Origin of the sequence: Lederbergia graminis (genome assembly GCF_042655485.1) — a bacterium.
GTDB lineage: Bacteria > Bacillota > Bacilli > Bacillales > Bacillaceae_C > Lederbergia > Lederbergia graminis.
On the sequence record NZ_JBHSMC010000001.1, the window covers coordinates 108,592 to 124,677 of the forward strand.

Annotated in this window: 16 protein-coding genes and 1 riboswitch; of the genes, 14 read left to right on the forward strand and 2 right to left on the reverse strand. The window is 33.3% G+C overall.

The annotated features are described in order from the left end of the window. Positions 1-45: 45 nt before the first annotated feature. The 5 genes from ACFPM4_RS00615 (at position 46) to ACFPM4_RS00635 (ending at position 5,422) form a co-directional block, all read left to right on the forward strand. Positions 46-762 (forward strand): response regulator transcription factor, encoded by a 717-nt coding sequence (locus tag ACFPM4_RS00615; protein ID WP_144919713.1) that lies wholly within the window; start codon positions 46-48, stop codon positions 760-762. After that, complete coding sequence (locus tag ACFPM4_RS00620; RefSeq protein WP_382346487.1) at positions 759-2,525, forward strand: ATP-binding protein; 1,767 nt, start codon at positions 759-761, stop codon at positions 2,523-2,525. The genes ACFPM4_RS00615 and ACFPM4_RS00620 overlap by 4 nt, the downstream gene beginning before the upstream one ends. Positions 2,526-2,746: 221 nt before the next feature. Continuing rightward, entirely contained in the window at positions 2,747-3,280 is a 534-nt protein-coding gene (sigX, locus tag ACFPM4_RS00625; protein WP_382346490.1) for an RNA polymerase sigma factor SigX, read from the forward strand. Continuing rightward, on the forward strand, positions 3,273-4,436 hold the full coding sequence (locus ACFPM4_RS00630) for a hypothetical protein (protein WP_382346493.1): 1,164 nt from the start codon (positions 3,273-3,275) through the stop codon (positions 4,434-4,436). Before sigX ends, ACFPM4_RS00630 begins: the two co-directional genes overlap by 8 nt. Positions 4,437-4,536: 100 nt before the next feature. Continuing rightward, positions 4,537-4,672: riboswitch (FMN riboswitch) on the forward strand. Positions 4,673-4,834: 162 nt separating this feature from the next. Continuing rightward, on the forward strand, positions 4,835-5,422 hold the full coding sequence (locus ACFPM4_RS00635) for an ECF transporter S component (RefSeq protein WP_144919717.1): 588 nt from the start codon (positions 4,835-4,837) through the stop codon (positions 5,420-5,422). Positions 5,423-5,527: 105 nt separating this feature from the next. Here the strand turns inward: ACFPM4_RS00635 and ACFPM4_RS00640 are convergent, their stop codons facing one another. Beyond that, on the reverse strand, positions 5,528-5,776 hold the full coding sequence (locus ACFPM4_RS00640) for a ferredoxin (RefSeq protein ID WP_144919718.1): 249 nt from the start codon (positions 5,774-5,776) through the stop codon (positions 5,528-5,530). Between the two features lie 239 nt (positions 5,777-6,015). Between ACFPM4_RS00640 and ACFPM4_RS00645 the strand changes: the two genes are divergently transcribed. The 5 genes from ACFPM4_RS00645 to ACFPM4_RS00665 are packed head-to-tail and all read left to right on the forward strand — an operon-like array spanning position 6,016 to position 10,364. Next, on the forward strand, positions 6,016-7,068 hold the full coding sequence (locus ACFPM4_RS00645) for a YpbB family protein (RefSeq protein WP_382346498.1): 1,053 nt from the start codon (positions 6,016-6,018) through the stop codon (positions 7,066-7,068). After that, positions 7,065-8,513 (forward strand): RecQ family ATP-dependent DNA helicase, encoded by a 1,449-nt coding sequence (locus tag ACFPM4_RS00650; RefSeq protein ID WP_382346501.1) that lies wholly within the window; start codon positions 7,065-7,067, stop codon positions 8,511-8,513. Before ACFPM4_RS00645 ends, ACFPM4_RS00650 begins: the two co-directional genes overlap by 4 nt. Before the next feature lie 2 nt (positions 8,514-8,515). After that, on the forward strand, positions 8,516-9,100 hold the full coding sequence (locus ACFPM4_RS00655) for a CPBP family intramembrane glutamic endopeptidase (protein ID WP_382346504.1): 585 nt from the start codon (positions 8,516-8,518) through the stop codon (positions 9,098-9,100). Between the two features lie 13 nt (positions 9,101-9,113). After that, positions 9,114-9,857, forward strand: a complete 744-nt coding sequence (locus ACFPM4_RS00660; protein WP_382346507.1) for a LysM peptidoglycan-binding domain-containing protein — start codon at positions 9,114-9,116, stop codon at positions 9,855-9,857. Between the two features lie 60 nt (positions 9,858-9,917). Continuing rightward, positions 9,918-10,364: a DUF2663 family protein gene (locus ACFPM4_RS00665; protein ID WP_382346510.1), complete on the forward strand. Its 447-nt coding sequence runs from the start codon at positions 9,918-9,920 to the stop codon at positions 10,362-10,364. Positions 10,365-10,468: 104 nt separating this feature from the next. On the opposite strand, the gene ACFPM4_RS00670 is transcribed toward ACFPM4_RS00665, so the two are convergent. Further along, positions 10,469-11,026, reverse strand: a complete 558-nt coding sequence (locus tag ACFPM4_RS00670; protein ID WP_382348101.1) for an SLOG family protein — start codon at positions 11,024-11,026, stop codon at positions 10,469-10,471. A 504-nt stretch (positions 11,027-11,530) separates the two neighbouring features. Between ACFPM4_RS00670 and ACFPM4_RS00675 the strand changes: the two genes are divergently transcribed. From ACFPM4_RS00675 to ACFPM4_RS00690, 4 genes are all read left to right on the forward strand, one after another. Beyond that, positions 11,531-13,441: a heavy metal translocating P-type ATPase gene (locus tag ACFPM4_RS00675; RefSeq protein ID WP_382346513.1), complete on the forward strand. Its 1,911-nt coding sequence runs from the start codon at positions 11,531-11,533 to the stop codon at positions 13,439-13,441. Between the two features lie 197 nt (positions 13,442-13,638). After that, complete coding sequence (locus ACFPM4_RS00680) at positions 13,639-14,346, forward strand: metallophosphoesterase (RefSeq protein WP_382346516.1); 708 nt, start codon at positions 13,639-13,641, stop codon at positions 14,344-14,346. A gap of 70 nt (positions 14,347-14,416) precedes the next feature. Continuing rightward, on the forward strand, positions 14,417-14,998 hold the full coding sequence (locus ACFPM4_RS00685; RefSeq protein WP_382346519.1) for an adaptor protein MecA: 582 nt from the start codon (positions 14,417-14,419) through the stop codon (positions 14,996-14,998). A 75-nt stretch (positions 14,999-15,073) separates the two neighbouring features. After that, the gene (locus ACFPM4_RS00690; RefSeq protein ID WP_382346522.1) at positions 15,074-16,048 is read left to right on the forward strand and encodes a YpdA family putative bacillithiol disulfide reductase; all 975 of its coding nucleotides are present in this window, start codon (positions 15,074-15,076) and stop codon (positions 16,046-16,048) included. The last annotated feature ends 38 nt before the right edge of the window (positions 16,049-16,086 follow it).

The window sequence follows — 16,086 nt, forward strand, 5'->3', positions numbered from 1 at the left end:
AATATTGTAGTATAATAATAATAATAGTATGTCGGGGGGATAGTAATGGATCAGCAAATTAAGATTTTAGTAGTAGATGATGAAGAACGTATCCGCAGATTATTGAAAATGTATTTAGAACGTGAAAACTATGTCATTGACGAAGCAGATAATGGTGAAGATGCTCTACAATTAGCATTAAACAATGATTATCACTGTATTTTACTTGACTTAATGATGCCAGGTAAAGATGGTATTGAGGTTTGTAACGAACTTAGAGAAGAGAAAACAACCCCTGTGATTATGTTAACTGCTAAGGGAGAAGAAACAAATAGAGTTCAAGGTTTTGAAGCTGGAACAGATGATTATATCGTAAAACCTTTTAGTCCTAGGGAAGTAGTACTAAGGGTTAAAGCATTATTAAGGCGATCAGCTCAAACTGGTTTTATTGCAGCTAATGCATCTGCAAGGGATATTATTGTATACCCACATCTTTCCATCGATCATGACGCACATCGAGTCATGGCTGATGGACAAGAAGTGAACTTAACACCAAAGGAATATGAATTACTACATTTCCTTGCGAAATCGCCAGATAAAGTATTTGATCGGGAACATTTATTAAAAGAAGTATGGCAGTATGAGTTTTTTGGTGATTTACGTACTGTTGATACCCATGTGAAAAGACTACGTGAAAAATTAAATCGAGTCTCAGAAAAGGCAGCAGGAATGATTGTAACAGTATGGGGAGTAGGCTATAAGTTTGAGGCAGGTAATGAATGAGATTATGGCGTAGCGTTGTAGGTAAACTATGGCTTACTATTCTTGCTCTTGTTTCATTTGTTCTAATCATTCTAACGATTTTGTTATTAGAGTTTTTTGAGAAATACCATATTGATCAAATTGAGCAGGGGCTTGAAAAACAAGCTAGTAAGATATCAAGCATTATGGCATCACATGAGAATGATACTCAAGGTGAAAAGATCATATTTGAAATAGTAGAAGAACCTTTAGGAGTAATTATTGCGTACAATAAAAATGATTACGTGTACTCACCATATACCTCAAATAATGAATTACCTTTTAATATCTTGATAGAGGACAATGACCTCTCAAAGGTGTTCTCACAAAAGGAACAAGTTATAAAGGAATTAGAAGTTTCAGCCGATGAAAAGATTACTAGGTATAACAACTTAGTAGTCGTTGGTGTTCCGCTCCATAATAGCTATGATGAGAATGGAGCCATCTTTGTATATCAATCTTTGTCATCATTACAAAGCACAACCCAGCAAACAACAAAAATTATTCTTCTTGCAGCTGGAATTGCTATTGTATTGACAACATTTTTCGCTTTTTTCTTATCAACACGAATTACGCTACCATTAAGAAAGATGAAAGAAGCGGCTTTTGAGGTTTCAAGAGGTAAGTTTGATACGAAAGTACCATTCTTAAGTCATGATGAAATCGGTGAATTGGCCATTGCCTTTAATCAAATGGGAAAACGTTTGAAAATTAATATGAACGTTTTAAGTCAAGAAAAAGAGCAATTGAAAAGTATCTTAAGTAGTATGGCGGATGGTGTGATGACCTTTAGTCAAAGCGGTGAAATATTAATTACTAATCCACCAGCAGATCGCTTTTTACAGCAATGGCATTATGAAAATGAAGAAGAAGGAAGCCCAATACCTTTCAAACTAGCAGAATTATTGCAGAAAGCGATAGAAACTGAAACAGAACAAACAGGTGAACTAGAGCTGCAAGGAAGATATTATGTAATGATCATTAGCCCACTTTATACTCAAAATCAAGAGAGTGTACGTGGAGCTGTGACCGTTATACGCGATATGACGGAAGAAAGAAGATTGGATAAATTACGGATTGACTTTGTATCGAATGTTTCACATGAGCTTAGGACGCCGATTTCAATGTTACAAGGTTATAGTGAAGCTATCATAGATGATGTTGTCGAAACAGACGAAGAGAAAAAGGAATTAGCTCAAATTATTTACGATGAATCGCTTCGTATCGGAAGACTTGTAAATGAACTGCTTGACCTTGCGAGAATGGAAGCCGGACATTTAAGTTTGAATTATGAAGAAGTGAATATGGAACAATTTCTCCATCGAATCATAAATAAATTTGGTGGAATTGCGAAAGAAAATGGTGTGGAACTGAAAGGAAACTTTGAAGTTCATGATATAGTAGTGAAGCTTGACCCTGATCGAATCGAGCAAGTACTAACGAACCTAATTGACAACGCAATTCGCTATACACCGGAAAATGGTCATGTAATTATTACACTTACTAAGACGGTGAATGGAGTTAATATTTCTGTACAGGATAATGGCGCTGGAATTCCAGCTGAAGACCTTCCGTTCGTTTTTGAACGCTTCTATAAAGCTGATAAAGCAAGAACAAGAGGTAGAGCAGGAACAGGTTTAGGACTAGCTATCGCCAAAAATATTATAGACGCACACAATGGGCAAATTTCAGTACAAAGTAAATTAGGGAATGGAACTACATTCTCCTTCAACCTACCTCAATAAGAGAAAATGTAGAAATCTGTAAAGAAATCTTGTTCCATGAGTAACAAAACTATACGTAGTATCTGTAAATCGTTATATTTTTTCATTAACGGATTGAATAATCTTGAAAAGGTTGTTCAATCCGTTTTATTATGTCAAAATTAATAACTACATACATTTTTAACTTTTTTGTAACTTTTTTGATTCTAATACGACTAATTAATAACGGGGGAGGTTAATAAATGAACTCCGTGTTTCAAGACATATATAGCAAGTATCATCAAGATTTATTTCAGTTCTTATTCTATATGGTGAAAAACCGTGAGGAGGCTGAAGACTTAGTACAAGAAGTATATATAAGAGTGATGAATTCTTATGATAAATTTGAAGGTAAAAGTTCTGAAAAAACATGGTTATTTTCCATTGCTAAAAATGTAGCAATTGATCATTTCCGTAAACAGAAAAGTTGGCGTGATCGCTTGTATGATAAATTTGATTGGGATCGCCAATCAATAAAAGATACATCCCCGTTGCCTGAGGATAGTACAATATTAAATGAAGAAGTAAAAATGTTGTATAAATGTTTGGATTCTTGTTCGACGAATCATCGCTTAGTATTAATTATGCGATTTATTAATGATTTTTCTATTTCCGAAACCGCTGAAGCTCTTAATTGGACAGAAAGTAAAGTGAAAACGACACAACATCGAGCTATGAAAGCACTTAGAGCCAAGATGGAGCTAGTCCAAGGAAAGGAGGAGAGTGTTTATGAGTAATAAGAAAGATGAAGAGTTAATTAAACTCTTTAAGAAACTACCAAGTATTACAGATGAACGCCCCGAACATGTGATATTGCGTGATATAAATAGGCGACAAGTCCGAAAACGGAGAAAATCGATAGTAATTCCTGCACTTTCAAGTGTAGCTGGTATTTTACTATTTTTATTATTAATACCAACACTATTGCAACAGGATTTACTTTCATCAAATAATAGTTCAAATGATTCTGTGCAGTTAGAAAAATATGAAGGTAAATCGATAGCACTTGATAATGAAAATGCAGTACAAAAAGAAAGTGTACAACATTTCGATACTTCAGATCAGCAACAGTCGATTATGACATCTAGTTTAAAAACCGCTGTATATGAAGAAGATATGACAAATAATGAAGTAAATCTATCTACAATTTTAACAAATGACGCAATCGTTGTTCCAATAAGTGTAGTAGTGCCAAAAGGGGAAAATTCATCTACGCTACAAGCTGATATTTCTAGAGAACTTAAAGAAGCTAATCCTAATTTCTATAAGCTAAATGAAATGATAAAACAAGCGAAATATGAAGGGAATTCTAAAGAGGTCATCATATCAATTGATGATAGTAACAGAGAGATTTTTGAGCAATTTGAGAATCATATTATGACAATGCTTCAATACAATTTAAGGTTCGATGATGTAGAAGTGGTGAAATTTACTGATGGACATGGAAATCCAGTAGAATTAGGGAAATATGGAGAAGTGCCAGAATTACAAATAAATGACATATTAAAAAGACCTTATTATGTATACCCAATAGAAAATGGGAATAAATATATAGTTCCTGCTGATTTAGAGTCAGATAATGTTCTAGATGCAATTGCAGATATGAAAGTTTCTCCAAGCGATTTTTATTTCTCACTTATTCCAGAAAATGTTGAATTGGAAGTTGCAATTGAAAATAGTCAATTAAGCATCCGTTTCAAAGAAGTTTTTAATTTAACAGAAGGAAATCAAGAGGATAATATGAGAATGCTGGAAGGGATTTTATTAACTAGTATGGAATTTGGTTATGACACTGTTCAATTTGAAAATCTCACACCAAAAATGTGGGAAGGAATCAATTTAGAAGAACCTGTGAGAGTACCACTGGCATCAAATAAGTATGTTTCACAATAAAAAAGCTACTTTTAATTAGGAAGTACATTATTTTTTCATATTAACACTTCACAAATATAAATTAGTCATGTATAATACTATTGTACAATAAAAAAATATGATTCGTCTTCGGGGCGGGGTGCAATTCCCCACCGGCGGTGATGAAGCAATAGCTTCTAAGCCCGCGAGCTTCTGATGAAGCAGGATTTGGTGCGATTCCAAAGCCGACAGTATAGTCTGGATGGGAGAAGATGGAGGTTGTCTTGTGTTCAAATTGCAGGTTTTGAACGCTTATTAATGTATGCCTTATTATTCTCCCTCAAAAGATTATTCTTTTGGGGGTTTTTATTTGGCTGCTAATAAGTAGTAAGTCAACCTTTCTTCTACAATAGAGATGAATCTCTAAGGAGAGAGGAAACATGAAGAAGTTTAATGTCAAAACACTAGTTATGATTGGAATGCTTAGCAGTTTATCCTTTGTATTAATGCTAATTAAATTTCCAATCCCACCATTTCCACCGTTTTTAACAGTTGATTTTAGCGATATTCCTGCACTAATCGCTGCAATACTTTTTGGTCCACTAGCTGGAGTACTTGTAGAGTTATTCAAAAATATTATTGATTATGCCGTTTCAAGTAGTGCTACAGGAATTCCAATTGGACATATAGCCAATTTCTTAGCAGGTGTATTATTTGTATTACCAACGTATTACGTATATAAATATTTGAAAATGAAAAAAGGATTACTTATTTCATTAATTGTTGGTACGATTTTCATGGCTGTATTTATGAGTGTATTTAACTATTTTGTACTTTTACCAGCATATATTGGATTATTAGGTTGGGATCCAATGACAAATGCACAGTTACGCAGCTATGTTGTAGCATCAATTCTTCCATTTAATGTTATTAAGGGATTGATTGTTACCGTCCTTTTCTTACTATTATATAGTCGTTTAAGTAGTAGATTAATGAAGAATTTTAATATAAAAAATAATACGATATAAAAAAGAGGCTCCCAATAAGTCACCAAAATTTGACTTGTTGGAAGCCTCTTATTTCATATTTAAGTTTGACTGTTAATTTCCGCTATAGATGCTCGCTTTGTTCTGTTATTCATATTTTAACGGATCGCCATCAAATGGTTCATCAGATACTTTAATCGAATCTGTAGGACAGCCTTCAAAAGCATCAATTAAATCATCTTCTAATATATCTGGTACTTCTTCTGTACCGGTATTATCATCTAAAATTACATAGGCAAGGCCTTCATCATCGTAATCATATATATCAGGTGCTGCAGCGCCACATGCTCCACAAGCAATACATGTATCTTTATCAACTATCGTAAACTTTGGCATAAGCCATCCTCCTCAGTGAACCTCTATATTTAACCATGTAATCGGATAATTATTGAAAAAACTACTCCTTCATTTTAAGACTCTTTCGTGAATATTTCAACAAAATTACATTTTAATAGAAAGATTGACAAGAAAACCGAATATGATTTGTCGAAAACGTCCAACTGTAGGAATACATAGTCGAAAATTGTTTTCCATGTTAATATGATATTAACGATTGACCAAGGAGATTGGAACATATGACTTTTTTGCAAGCTGTTATATTACATTGTTTACATAAAGTAAATAGTGAACGGACCATATATTCAATCTTTCACTTATTAACAGGAAAGAAATCATCACAGACGATACAAGATGGGCATTTATATGACATGCTTACGTTCTTTAAGGTATTACCACGTTTAAAGCGTCAGCAATATGATTTACTGATTGAACAATTAAAGAAACAACAATATATCCACTTTCCAGAATCTAATCTACATGCTGTTGTTTCCAATCAAGGTCAAGAGGCTTATATTGCTTTCTTTCAAAAACACCCATTTCCAACTTTTATCCATGGTTGGAAATTTCAAGATGCTTCTATTCAGATGTGGAAGCGATTGACATTATTGATACAGGCAATTTCTCATTTCAATTATTCCAGTACACGTTATTATCCAATACAAAGAGACCCTGATACTGCTACATGGGTAAAGCAATATATTCTTAGACATAAAAATATTTCACAATTAAAAGAACAATTATATAACGAATTGTTTTATATCTTTTCAAATGATTTTCCGGAGGAACCCAATTTTATCATTGAGAGGTTTAGCGGATATGAAAAGATAGGATTAACTGGAAGTCAGATTGCAGAAAAATATACGATGAATGAAATTGAAGCATATTTCCGCTATCTAAATTGTCTCCATTATATTGTAGAAAAGGTAGCTTCTCATAAGGATCAATTCTCTGTATTATTCTCATTAATACAGGATGTATTTAAACAAGTTCCCTTCACGCAATCAACACTTTATACATATAACTTATTAAATCAAAATTACTCAATTGATGAAATAGCAAGGATCAGACAGTTAAAAGTGAGTACTATAGAAGACCATATTATCGAGATTGCATATGCAGACCCTCATTTTTCGATCACACCTTTTATTGATGAACACTTGGTGAAGCGAGTATCTGAAGCAGCTAATAAACTAGGAATAAAAAAATTAAAGCCAATTAAAGAATGTGTGAAAGAATCTTCCTATTTTCAAATTCGCTTAGTTCTTGCAAGGGCAGGTGTTAAACGGTGAATAAACTATTACAAGTACTTGAAGAAAAATTTGGTTATACATCTTTCCGTCCTGGGCAATCAGAAATTATTGAAGCGGTACTAAACCAGCATGATGTTTTGGCAATGCTCCCAACTGGAACAGGAAAATCTCTATGTTATCAATTGCCTGCTTATATGGTAGAGGGAACTGTTCTAGTTGTATCACCATTAATTTCACTAATGCAGGATCAAGTTGAACAGTTGCGAATATTAGGGGAGAAGAAAGCTGTAGCTATTAATTCTTTCTTGCAAAATACAGAGAAATATCATATGTTTCAAAATTTACATGACTATCGCTTTATTTTTATTTCCCCTGAAATGCTTAGTAATGAAAAGGTCATTAAACACCTAAAAAATGTAAATATATCCTTATTTGTTATTGATGAAGCACATTGTATTTCACAATGGGGACCTGATTTTCGACCAGATTATTTGAGTGTAGGGAAAATAAGGGGAATTCTAGGAAACCCACCAGCATTAGCTTTAACTGCTACTGCAACGAAAGATGTTCGGAAAGATATTATACATTTTTTAAAGCTTGACAGCCCAAAAGAATTTATCTTCTCTGTAGATCGCCCGAATATTAGTATGGTGGTTGAAAAACTTGATAATAGCTTAGAGAAAAGAGATCGGTTAAGGGAATTCATAGCTAGAATACAGAAACCAGGTATTATTTATTTCTCTAGTAAACGAGTAGCAGAGGAGACTGCAGAATTCTTAAAGGCTGAAGGCTTTGCTAAGGTATCAGTGTATCATGGTGGTATGGATCAAGAGCAACGTATATTAATACAGCAACAATTCTTGTATGATCAGTTACAAATTATTTGTGCAACAAGTGCTTTCGGTATGGGAGTTAATAAAGAGAACATACGCTTTGTGATTCATTATCATCCACCTGCACAGTTAGAATCCTATTTGCAGGAAATTGGAAGAGCTGGCCGTGATGGGAAGCCTAGTATTGCGGTTCTCCTTTACACTCGTGGAGATGAACAAATACCAAAACGGCTTATAGAATCAGAGTTACCAGACGATAACCAAATTGATCGTTATTTTCAATTAGCTAATATCAAGAAACAAGAGGAGCTAATTCAAGAACTGCAGCTTTCAGAAACTCAATTACGATTTCTGGCATTTTATTATAATAATAAAGTAAGTGTTGCCGATGTTAGAAATATTTGTCAGGAGCGAATGGAGTACAAGCAAAAAAAAATAGTGCAAATGATAAGTTGGATTCACTCAGAGTATTGCAGAAGAGAGCAAATATATTCGTACTTTGATGAAGATTGTGAAACAGTACCAGCACAATGCTGTGATATTTGCTCAATAGAAGTCGATCAATATTTTGATACGAATAAACAAATTTCTAGCGAGCGGGAAACAACGTGGCAACATAATTTGCGATTGCTGCTTTTGGGAAGTGATTAATGATGAAGCATAGTCAGGCAGAAATAGTGAAAAACTTAACTGGTAAGGAGTTGCGTTTTCACCTTTATATATCTCAGTTTGCAATAATTTTATTAGCAATTATATTAGGTTTTATTTTTATGCAAAACATTCCTGACTCCATGTTCCAAATAAATTTCCGTTATTTAGCCATTGGTGCTGTAAGTGGAATTATTGTAGTAATCATAGATCTGCTATTTATGAAGATTGTGCCACCTCACTACTTTGATGATGGTGGTATAAATGAGAAGATTTTTAAAGGATTATCTATACCAAAAATATTTGCAATGACTTTATTAATTGCAGTTGCGGAGGAATTGTTATTTAGAGGTGTTATTCAAACTAAGTTTGGATTAGTAGTTGCGAGTATTATATTTGCATTGACACACATCCGTTACTGGTCAAAATGGTTCCTTCTGATCAATATTATCGTATTAAGCTTTTGGATTGGTTTTATATATGATTGGACGGAACAGCAATTATTGCCAAGTATCGTCATGCATTTTACTATTGATTTTTTACTGGGTATATATATAAGTCGTAAATCAATAAGGAACAATATTGATTGAGGAGGTAATTTCGATGGCATCTGATAAGAAGCATGACTTTTATGAAGCTTCCACATCTCTCCCGTCAAGGAGTGAATTTCACGGTAAAAAAACGAAGAAACGAAAAAATATTAAGAATGAGAACTCAACTCAAAAGAAAAAAAGTTTTAAAGTATCAATCCCACTTGTACTTGTAATAATTCTCTTATTATTACCAGCTTCATTTCTTATTTATTACATTAATAATGAAAAACCATCAAATGCAGAGACGGTAAATAGGGGAGGAGAACAAATTTCATTTCATGAAGATGAGGATGAACTGGAAGGAATTGTAGAAGGGGACGATAAAGGTCAAGAAGATGTTAGTTTAGATACTGATAATGAATTAGAGAATCTCGAAGAAGTTAATGATAATGAGAACATTATTGAAACACCATCTACTAACGAGATGAATAATCAAGACACTCAACCTGAGAATGTAAAAGATGAAGAACAAGTTCCAGAAGAACCTAAAGAAAATGAAAACATGAATCAAATAGAACAGGAAGAAAAAATCTCGAAGGAAGAGCAAACAATACCTGAGCAAACGTCAACAGAGGAACCTGTAAAGGAGGAACAAACGTATATATTTCACACTGTACAAAAAGGGGACACGCTTTTTAGTATTGCGATGAAGTACTTTAATAGTCAAACTGGAATGGAAATTATACAAAATGAAAATGGACTAGAAGGAATCGAAGTGAAGATTGGACAAACATTAAAAATACCACAATCTTAATGGCATACCTTGATAAGCTTGTTCATATTTATTAGTGAACGGCTATCGAGGGGGGTTTTTATGGAACCATTCTTGCTAAATATCGATGATCATAGTACGAAGTATATGCTGCAAAATTTAATAAATAAAAAATTAAAATTCATTCGCTATAAAAATATTCATTTTATTTTCTTAACTTCGGCATTCCTATATAGTTTTTTTGCCTTTTATTTTATTTATAAAACTGGAATAGAACCTTATGATATATCTATGATGGATGCTTTTTCTTCGTTTCTTCGTAATTCACATTTCGCTACACTTATTTGTATTGCATTCATCCTTTTTGGTGCAGTTAAAATATTTAATGAAAAAAAAGAAAAACTCGAGAAAGAATTTCATGCTCTTCGATGTGAAATTATTGATAAGGCAAATGATGTGTGGAAGGGCGAAAGCAAACACGAAAGAAATGCAATATACGAAAAGATGAAAAAGAAGTATGATATTAATTTATACCATGTAAGTAAATGAGAAGGGGCTCTCAAATAAGTCAAGAAAACTGACTTTTTGAGAGCCCCTATTCACTTTTACTCTAATTGTTTATTTAAGCTTCAGGCACTCCAAATAATCTACAATTAATAAAAATCCTGATTCGCCTGTTCTTCTTCAGCTATCACTTGTAAATCATATCCATTAATGATGAAGATCTCAAAATCAAGTTTCTCCGCATAGTGTTCAGCTAATTCTTTTATATATTTCGGTGATCCTTCATTTTCTTCGTCGTAAATAAGCAATAACCCATCGGCATTGCGAATCAGAAATTTATTTTTTTCGATGAATTGCCAAGGGGCCTCATATGGTTTTTTTGTCACACTTGTGTAAAAATCAGCATTTGCAATGATCGGTTGATATTTTTCTTGGTTGTGTTCATTCCACCTTTTTTCTTGATCAAAAAAAGGGGTGATTACTGCATATTTGATGGGGAAATTGCGTTTTTTTAAGTCGATTATTAGCTCCGCTGTCCATATTTCTACTCCTAGTTGTCCACTAATAATAACCCACTCTAATCCTTCATCGATTAATGGTAGCAATTGATTTTCAATTGCTTTTTTTATGTATGTTATTCCCGGGTGTTTTTCATCAAATATACCAAGTTCATGTTGTTTATAACCAGTCACGATAAGTCGTTTCATGTAAACATCCCCAGTCCAAATCAAAAACCAGTTCCCGTAGGAAACTGGTTCAAAGTCATGTTTAATTAAAGCCGCCTTTGTCGTATTTGTCAAAGAAAGTTTTAAACCACCACTCCTAAAAGTGGGTGTTCGCAGAAACATTCCTGTATGTCCTTGTTACATAAGTGAACGAGGCTTGCCATTTCTGTTTCGATTTTAAACTCCCTATTACAGCTTAAAGGTTAAAACTTGCTATCAATACGAGCAATGCAGCTTGTATATATAGTATATACCAGTTTGTTGAGATATACAATGGAAATTCATACTAATAAACTTGCAATAAATTATAATAATTATAATTAAATAACTGATATAGAATTGTATAACACATGATATTAATAATCATTATCGCTAAAAGATGTATTTTCTCAGTTAAAATTTGACAACAAACGATTAGTTTAATATCATTAAAATATAATAATTATTATAAATAAGGTACGAGTCATATGGAGGTGTCACATAAGGATGGATGCACATGTGTTAAAGAGTGAGAAATCAATAGCCTCAAGAAATTATTTAGAGAAGATAAGGATAAATAGTGAATTAGTTGCTGCAATCTTTAGTGGAATATTAATCATCATTGCTTGGATATTAGAAGGAAATATGTCAGTAATACCAATCATTTTATACGTAGTAGCTTTTATTATTGGAGGTTTTGCAAAGGCGAAAGAAGGAATTGAAGAAACAATAGTAACGAAGAAGCTGAATGTAGAGATGTTAATGATTTTTGCTGCAATTGGTTCAGCTAGTATCGGCTATTGGACAGAGGGCGCGATACTTATTTTTATTTTTTCTATTAGTGGTGCTCTTGAAACTTATACAATGAATAAGAGTCGTGCTGAAATCTCATCGTTAATGGAATTACAGCCTGAAAAAGCCTTAAGAATAATGAATGATAAGGAAGAATTAGTTCATGTTGAGGAGTTAAATATAGGTGATCATATTTTAATCAAACCTGGTGAAAGGGTTCCCTCAGATGGTGAAATTATTAAAGGAGCAAGCACGTTAGACGAATCAACTATAACTGGTGAATCAATACCAGTAACAAAAAGTAAGCTTGATCAAGTATTTGCAGGAACTGTAAATTTAAATGGTTCTATTACTGTAAAGATTACGAAGACTAGCAAAGATACATTATTTCAAAAAATTATTGAATTAGTACAATCGGCTCAAAGTGAAAAATCACCATCACAATTATTCATTGAACGATTTGAAAGTGTTTATGTAAAGATTGTATTAGTTGTTGTAGGGGTCATGATGTTTTTACCACATTTTGTATTAGGATGGAGTTGGACGGAAACTTTATATCGCGCCATGATTTTACTTGTAGTAGCATCTCCATGTGCGCTTGTGGCTTCCATTATGCCAGCAACTTTATCAGCGATTTCTAACGGCGCAAAGAAGGGATTGCTTTTTAAAGGAGGAGTTCATTTAGAGCAACTAGGTAATATTCATGCTATCGCATTTGACAAAACTGGAACATTGACGCGAGGAATGCCAGAGGTTACGGATATGTTTGTCGATGATGAGTTAAATGCACAAGCAATTCTTCGAATAGTTGCATCGATTGAGAACGAATCAAACCATCCATTAGCTAATGCAATAGTTAGATACGGGAAAGAACAAGGACATGATAAATTGTTACATCCGGATAGTTTAGATGATGTGCCGGGTTGGGGAATAAAGGCCGTTGTAGATTCAAGAACGTGGAAAATTGGTAAAGCTGAATTTGTTGGAAAAGAAGCAGCAAATAACTTTCTAGATGGCTATGGAAAATCTCTTGCTAAAAATGGAAAAACAGTAATATATGTAAGTTTAGAAAATAAAGTTATTGCATTATTTGCTTTGAAAGACAAAGTTCGAATTAATGCAATAAAAGCAATTGAATTACTTAAAGCAGAGGGAATTCATACTATCATGTTAACTGGGGATAGTGAAGAAACAGCAAAAAATATTGCGTCTGAAAGTAACATAGATGAATATATAGCGGAATGTCTGCCCGTTCATAAAGTAGAACATATTAAAAAATTAAAAGAAAAATACAAACATGTTGCAATGGTCGGAGATGGTATTAATGACGCACCAGCATTAGCGACTGCAGATGTAGGTATTTCCATGGGAGAAGGTACTGACGTAGCATTAGAAACTTCAGATGTAGTGTTGATGAAGAATAATTTAATAAGAATATCAGAAGCCATCCGATTATCAAAAAGAATGAATAAAATTATTAAACAAAATATTGCTTTTTCTATAATTGTGATCTTATTACTAATAGCATCTAATTTTTTTCAAGTATTGGATTTACCGTTAGGGGTAATTGGGCATGAGGGAAGTACCATTTTAGTCATATTAAATGGTTTAAGATTATTAAAGTAAAGCTTTGGTTAAGTAGAAATGTATGTGCGATTTCTGCTTAGCCTTTTTTATGGAGAATTGTGAAATAAGAATGATTATTACTATTTATCGTACAATAATGAAGTAAATGGTATAATCAGTTTAAAAATAAGGTGTGGTCCCTCATGGTTTATGGAATAATTTTCGGGTGTATCGTACTATCCCTATTGTTCATTTATATGTTATTACAAGCCTTTGAAAACAACCTTGAACTTGTATCAATGACTTTTCCTGAATTCCCGAAAGAAGTAGGAAAGCTAAGCGTTTTTTTTATCTCTGATATTCATAGACGAAAAATTAATTCTACCATGATTGAACAAGTGAAAGGGAAAGTGGATATCGTTATTATTGCGGGAGATTTAACTGAAAAGGGTGTACCATTATCAAGAGTACAAGAAAATGTAATGATATTAAGAAAAATCGCACCTGTTGTCTTTACTTGGGGGAATAATGATTATGAAGTCAACCAAGAGAAATTTCAAGAGTTATTAAAAAAAAGTGGCGTAATTTTGCTTAAAAATGAAATTTTTTACATGAATCACAATAACATTGCACTTATTGGATTAGATGATGTCACTACGCAAGAAGTTCCTTCGCTAGAAAGCTTATTGGAAGATATTGAACCAAGTTCATTTCAAATTTTAATAAGTCATAACCCTAGTGTAATGGATATGTTGCCCGATAATCATCGTTTGTCGTTAGTATTAAGCGGCCATACTCATGGAGGGCAAATTCGCATATTGGGTTTTGGCAGATATAAAAAAGGTGGCATTGAGGAAAAAAAGGGTTGTAAGCTTCTTATAAGCAATGGATATGGCACAACTTTAATTCCTTTACGATTAGGGGCCAAACCTGAAACGCATTTAATTACATTAAAACCTCGATAAAACTTCTTATGAACCATCTAACCCCTGTTTCATAATATGGTGTAAGAGCTACATGCAGGGGGCGGATTCAGTGAAATTAGAACGAATTGCACCAAATCAAATAAAATATATCATTTCATTTGAAGAATTGACATATAAAGGCCTTTCGGAAGAAGAGTTGCTAGAAGAATCATTTGTATGGGATACATTATTTGACGAAATGCTGGATGAGGCGAGTAGAATGTTTCAACTTGAATCAACAGGAGCCGTATCAATTGAAATTTATTCATTAACAGCTAAAGAATTAGTTCTCATATTAACGATTGATGAAGATGAAGTAGATGAGCTCTTTTCCAGCGATGAAATGACTCTAAAAGTAAATTTGGATCCAATTTATTTAACAGTAGCTTTTGCTGATATAGAGGATTGTATAACATTAGTGAATGAACTTGAAAATCTTCAATTTAATGAATTAATAAGTACTTTATATATATTGGAAGAAGTGTATTATTTACTTATAGAAAAATCTACAGAACCAAATGAATCACTTTTAGCGATTACAGAAGAGTTTGGTGAGATTTCAACTATTACTTCTGCATTCCTAGATGATTATGGAAAAATGATTATTGAAAATAATGCAATTAATACACTAAATCATTACTTTAGAACTTAATAATTGCACTATATTTTGAAAACTCCTATCATATTAATAGGAGTTTTTTAATGATATGGATAGGGGAGTTATGTAATGCAAAAAGAAGATTGTATTATCGTTGGTGGAGGCCCATGTGGTTTAGCTGCTGCCATCGCCTTAAAAGATGCGGGGAAGAATCCTTTAATTATAGAAAAAGGTAATATCGTAAATGCGCTGTACCATTATCCAACACATCAAACTTTTTTCAGTTCGAGTGAGAAATTAGCAATAGGCGATGTACCATTTATTACGGTAGAACGTAAGCCTAGAAGAAATCAAGCTCTTACATATTACCGCGAAGTAGTAAAAAGGAAGGATTTGCGAATTAATCGTTTTGAAAAGGTTGAAAATGTTGAAAAACATGGTGATGTTTTTACGGTTACAACTAGTAAAGGGGTTTATGAAACTACATATGTTGTAATTGCAACAGGCTATTATGATAGTCCAAATTATATGGGGGTTCCAGGAGAAGAACTAGACAAGGTTTTCCACTATTTCAAAGAAGCACATCCATACTTCGACACGGATGTAGTTGTTATTGGTGGTAAAAACTCTGCAGTAGATGCAGCATTGGAATTACATCATGCAGGGGCACATGTTACTTGTCTGTATCGGGGAAGCGATTATTCTCCAAGTGTGAAACCGTGGATTATTCCAGAGTTCCAATCCCTCGTGAAACATGGCAAAATTAAAATGGAATTCAATGCACATGTAAAAGAAATTACAGAGCATTCAGTTGTATATGAGGTTGAGGGTAAGCAGACGGAAATAAGTAATGATTTTGTATTTGCAATGACAGGTTATCATCCAGATCATACATTTATCAGTAATATGGGAGTGCAAATTGATTCTGAAACTGGAAGACCTCATTTTAATCCAGAATCTATGGAGACAAATGTGAAGAATTTATTTATAGCCGGAGTTATTGCGGCAGGAAATGATGCAAATGAAATTTTCATCGAAAACGGAAGGTTTCATGGAGAACAAATTGCTAAACATATTCTCGAAATGGAAAAAAGTGTTCTATAAATGGCATAATTTAAAAAGTGAACAAATCTAGAAAAGTG

Bases quoted from the DNA above. Each gene is read 5' to 3' on its own strand.
- ACFPM4_RS00615 (WP_144919713.1), top strand. From the start codon at position 46: ATGGATCAGCAAATTAAGATTTTAGTAGTAGATGATGAAGAACGTATC.
- ACFPM4_RS00620 (WP_382346487.1), top strand. From the start codon at position 759: ATGAGATTATGGCGTAGCGTTGTAGGTAAACTATGGCTTACTATTCTT.
- sigX (WP_382346490.1), top strand. From the start codon at position 2,747: ATGAACTCCGTGTTTCAAGACATATATAGCAAGTATCATCAAGATTTA.
- ACFPM4_RS00630 (WP_382346493.1), top strand. From the start codon at position 3,273: ATGAGTAATAAGAAAGATGAAGAGTTAATTAAACTCTTTAAGAAACTA.
- ACFPM4_RS00635 (WP_144919717.1), top strand. From the start codon at position 4,835: ATGAAGAAGTTTAATGTCAAAACACTAGTTATGATTGGAATGCTTAGC.
- ACFPM4_RS00640 (WP_144919718.1), bottom strand. From the start codon at position 5,776: ATGCCAAAGTTTACGATAGTTGATAAAGATACATGTATTGCTTGTGGA.
- ACFPM4_RS00645 (WP_382346498.1), top strand. From the start codon at position 6,016: ATGACTTTTTTGCAAGCTGTTATATTACATTGTTTACATAAAGTAAAT.
- ACFPM4_RS00655 (WP_382346504.1), top strand. From the start codon at position 8,516: ATGAAGCATAGTCAGGCAGAAATAGTGAAAAACTTAACTGGTAAGGAG.
- ACFPM4_RS00660 (WP_382346507.1), top strand. From the start codon at position 9,114: ATGGCATCTGATAAGAAGCATGACTTTTATGAAGCTTCCACATCTCTC.
- ACFPM4_RS00665 (WP_382346510.1), top strand. From the start codon at position 9,918: ATGGAACCATTCTTGCTAAATATCGATGATCATAGTACGAAGTATATG.
- ACFPM4_RS00670 (WP_382348101.1), bottom strand. From the start codon at position 11,026: ATGAAACGACTTATCGTGACTGGTTATAAACAACATGAACTTGGTATA.
- ACFPM4_RS00675 (WP_382346513.1), top strand. From the start codon at position 11,531: ATGGATGCACATGTGTTAAAGAGTGAGAAATCAATAGCCTCAAGAAAT.
- ACFPM4_RS00680 (WP_382346516.1), top strand. From the start codon at position 13,639: ATGTTATTACAAGCCTTTGAAAACAACCTTGAACTTGTATCAATGACT.
- ACFPM4_RS00690 (WP_382346522.1), top strand. From the start codon at position 15,074: ATGCAAAAAGAAGATTGTATTATCGTTGGTGGAGGCCCATGTGGTTTA.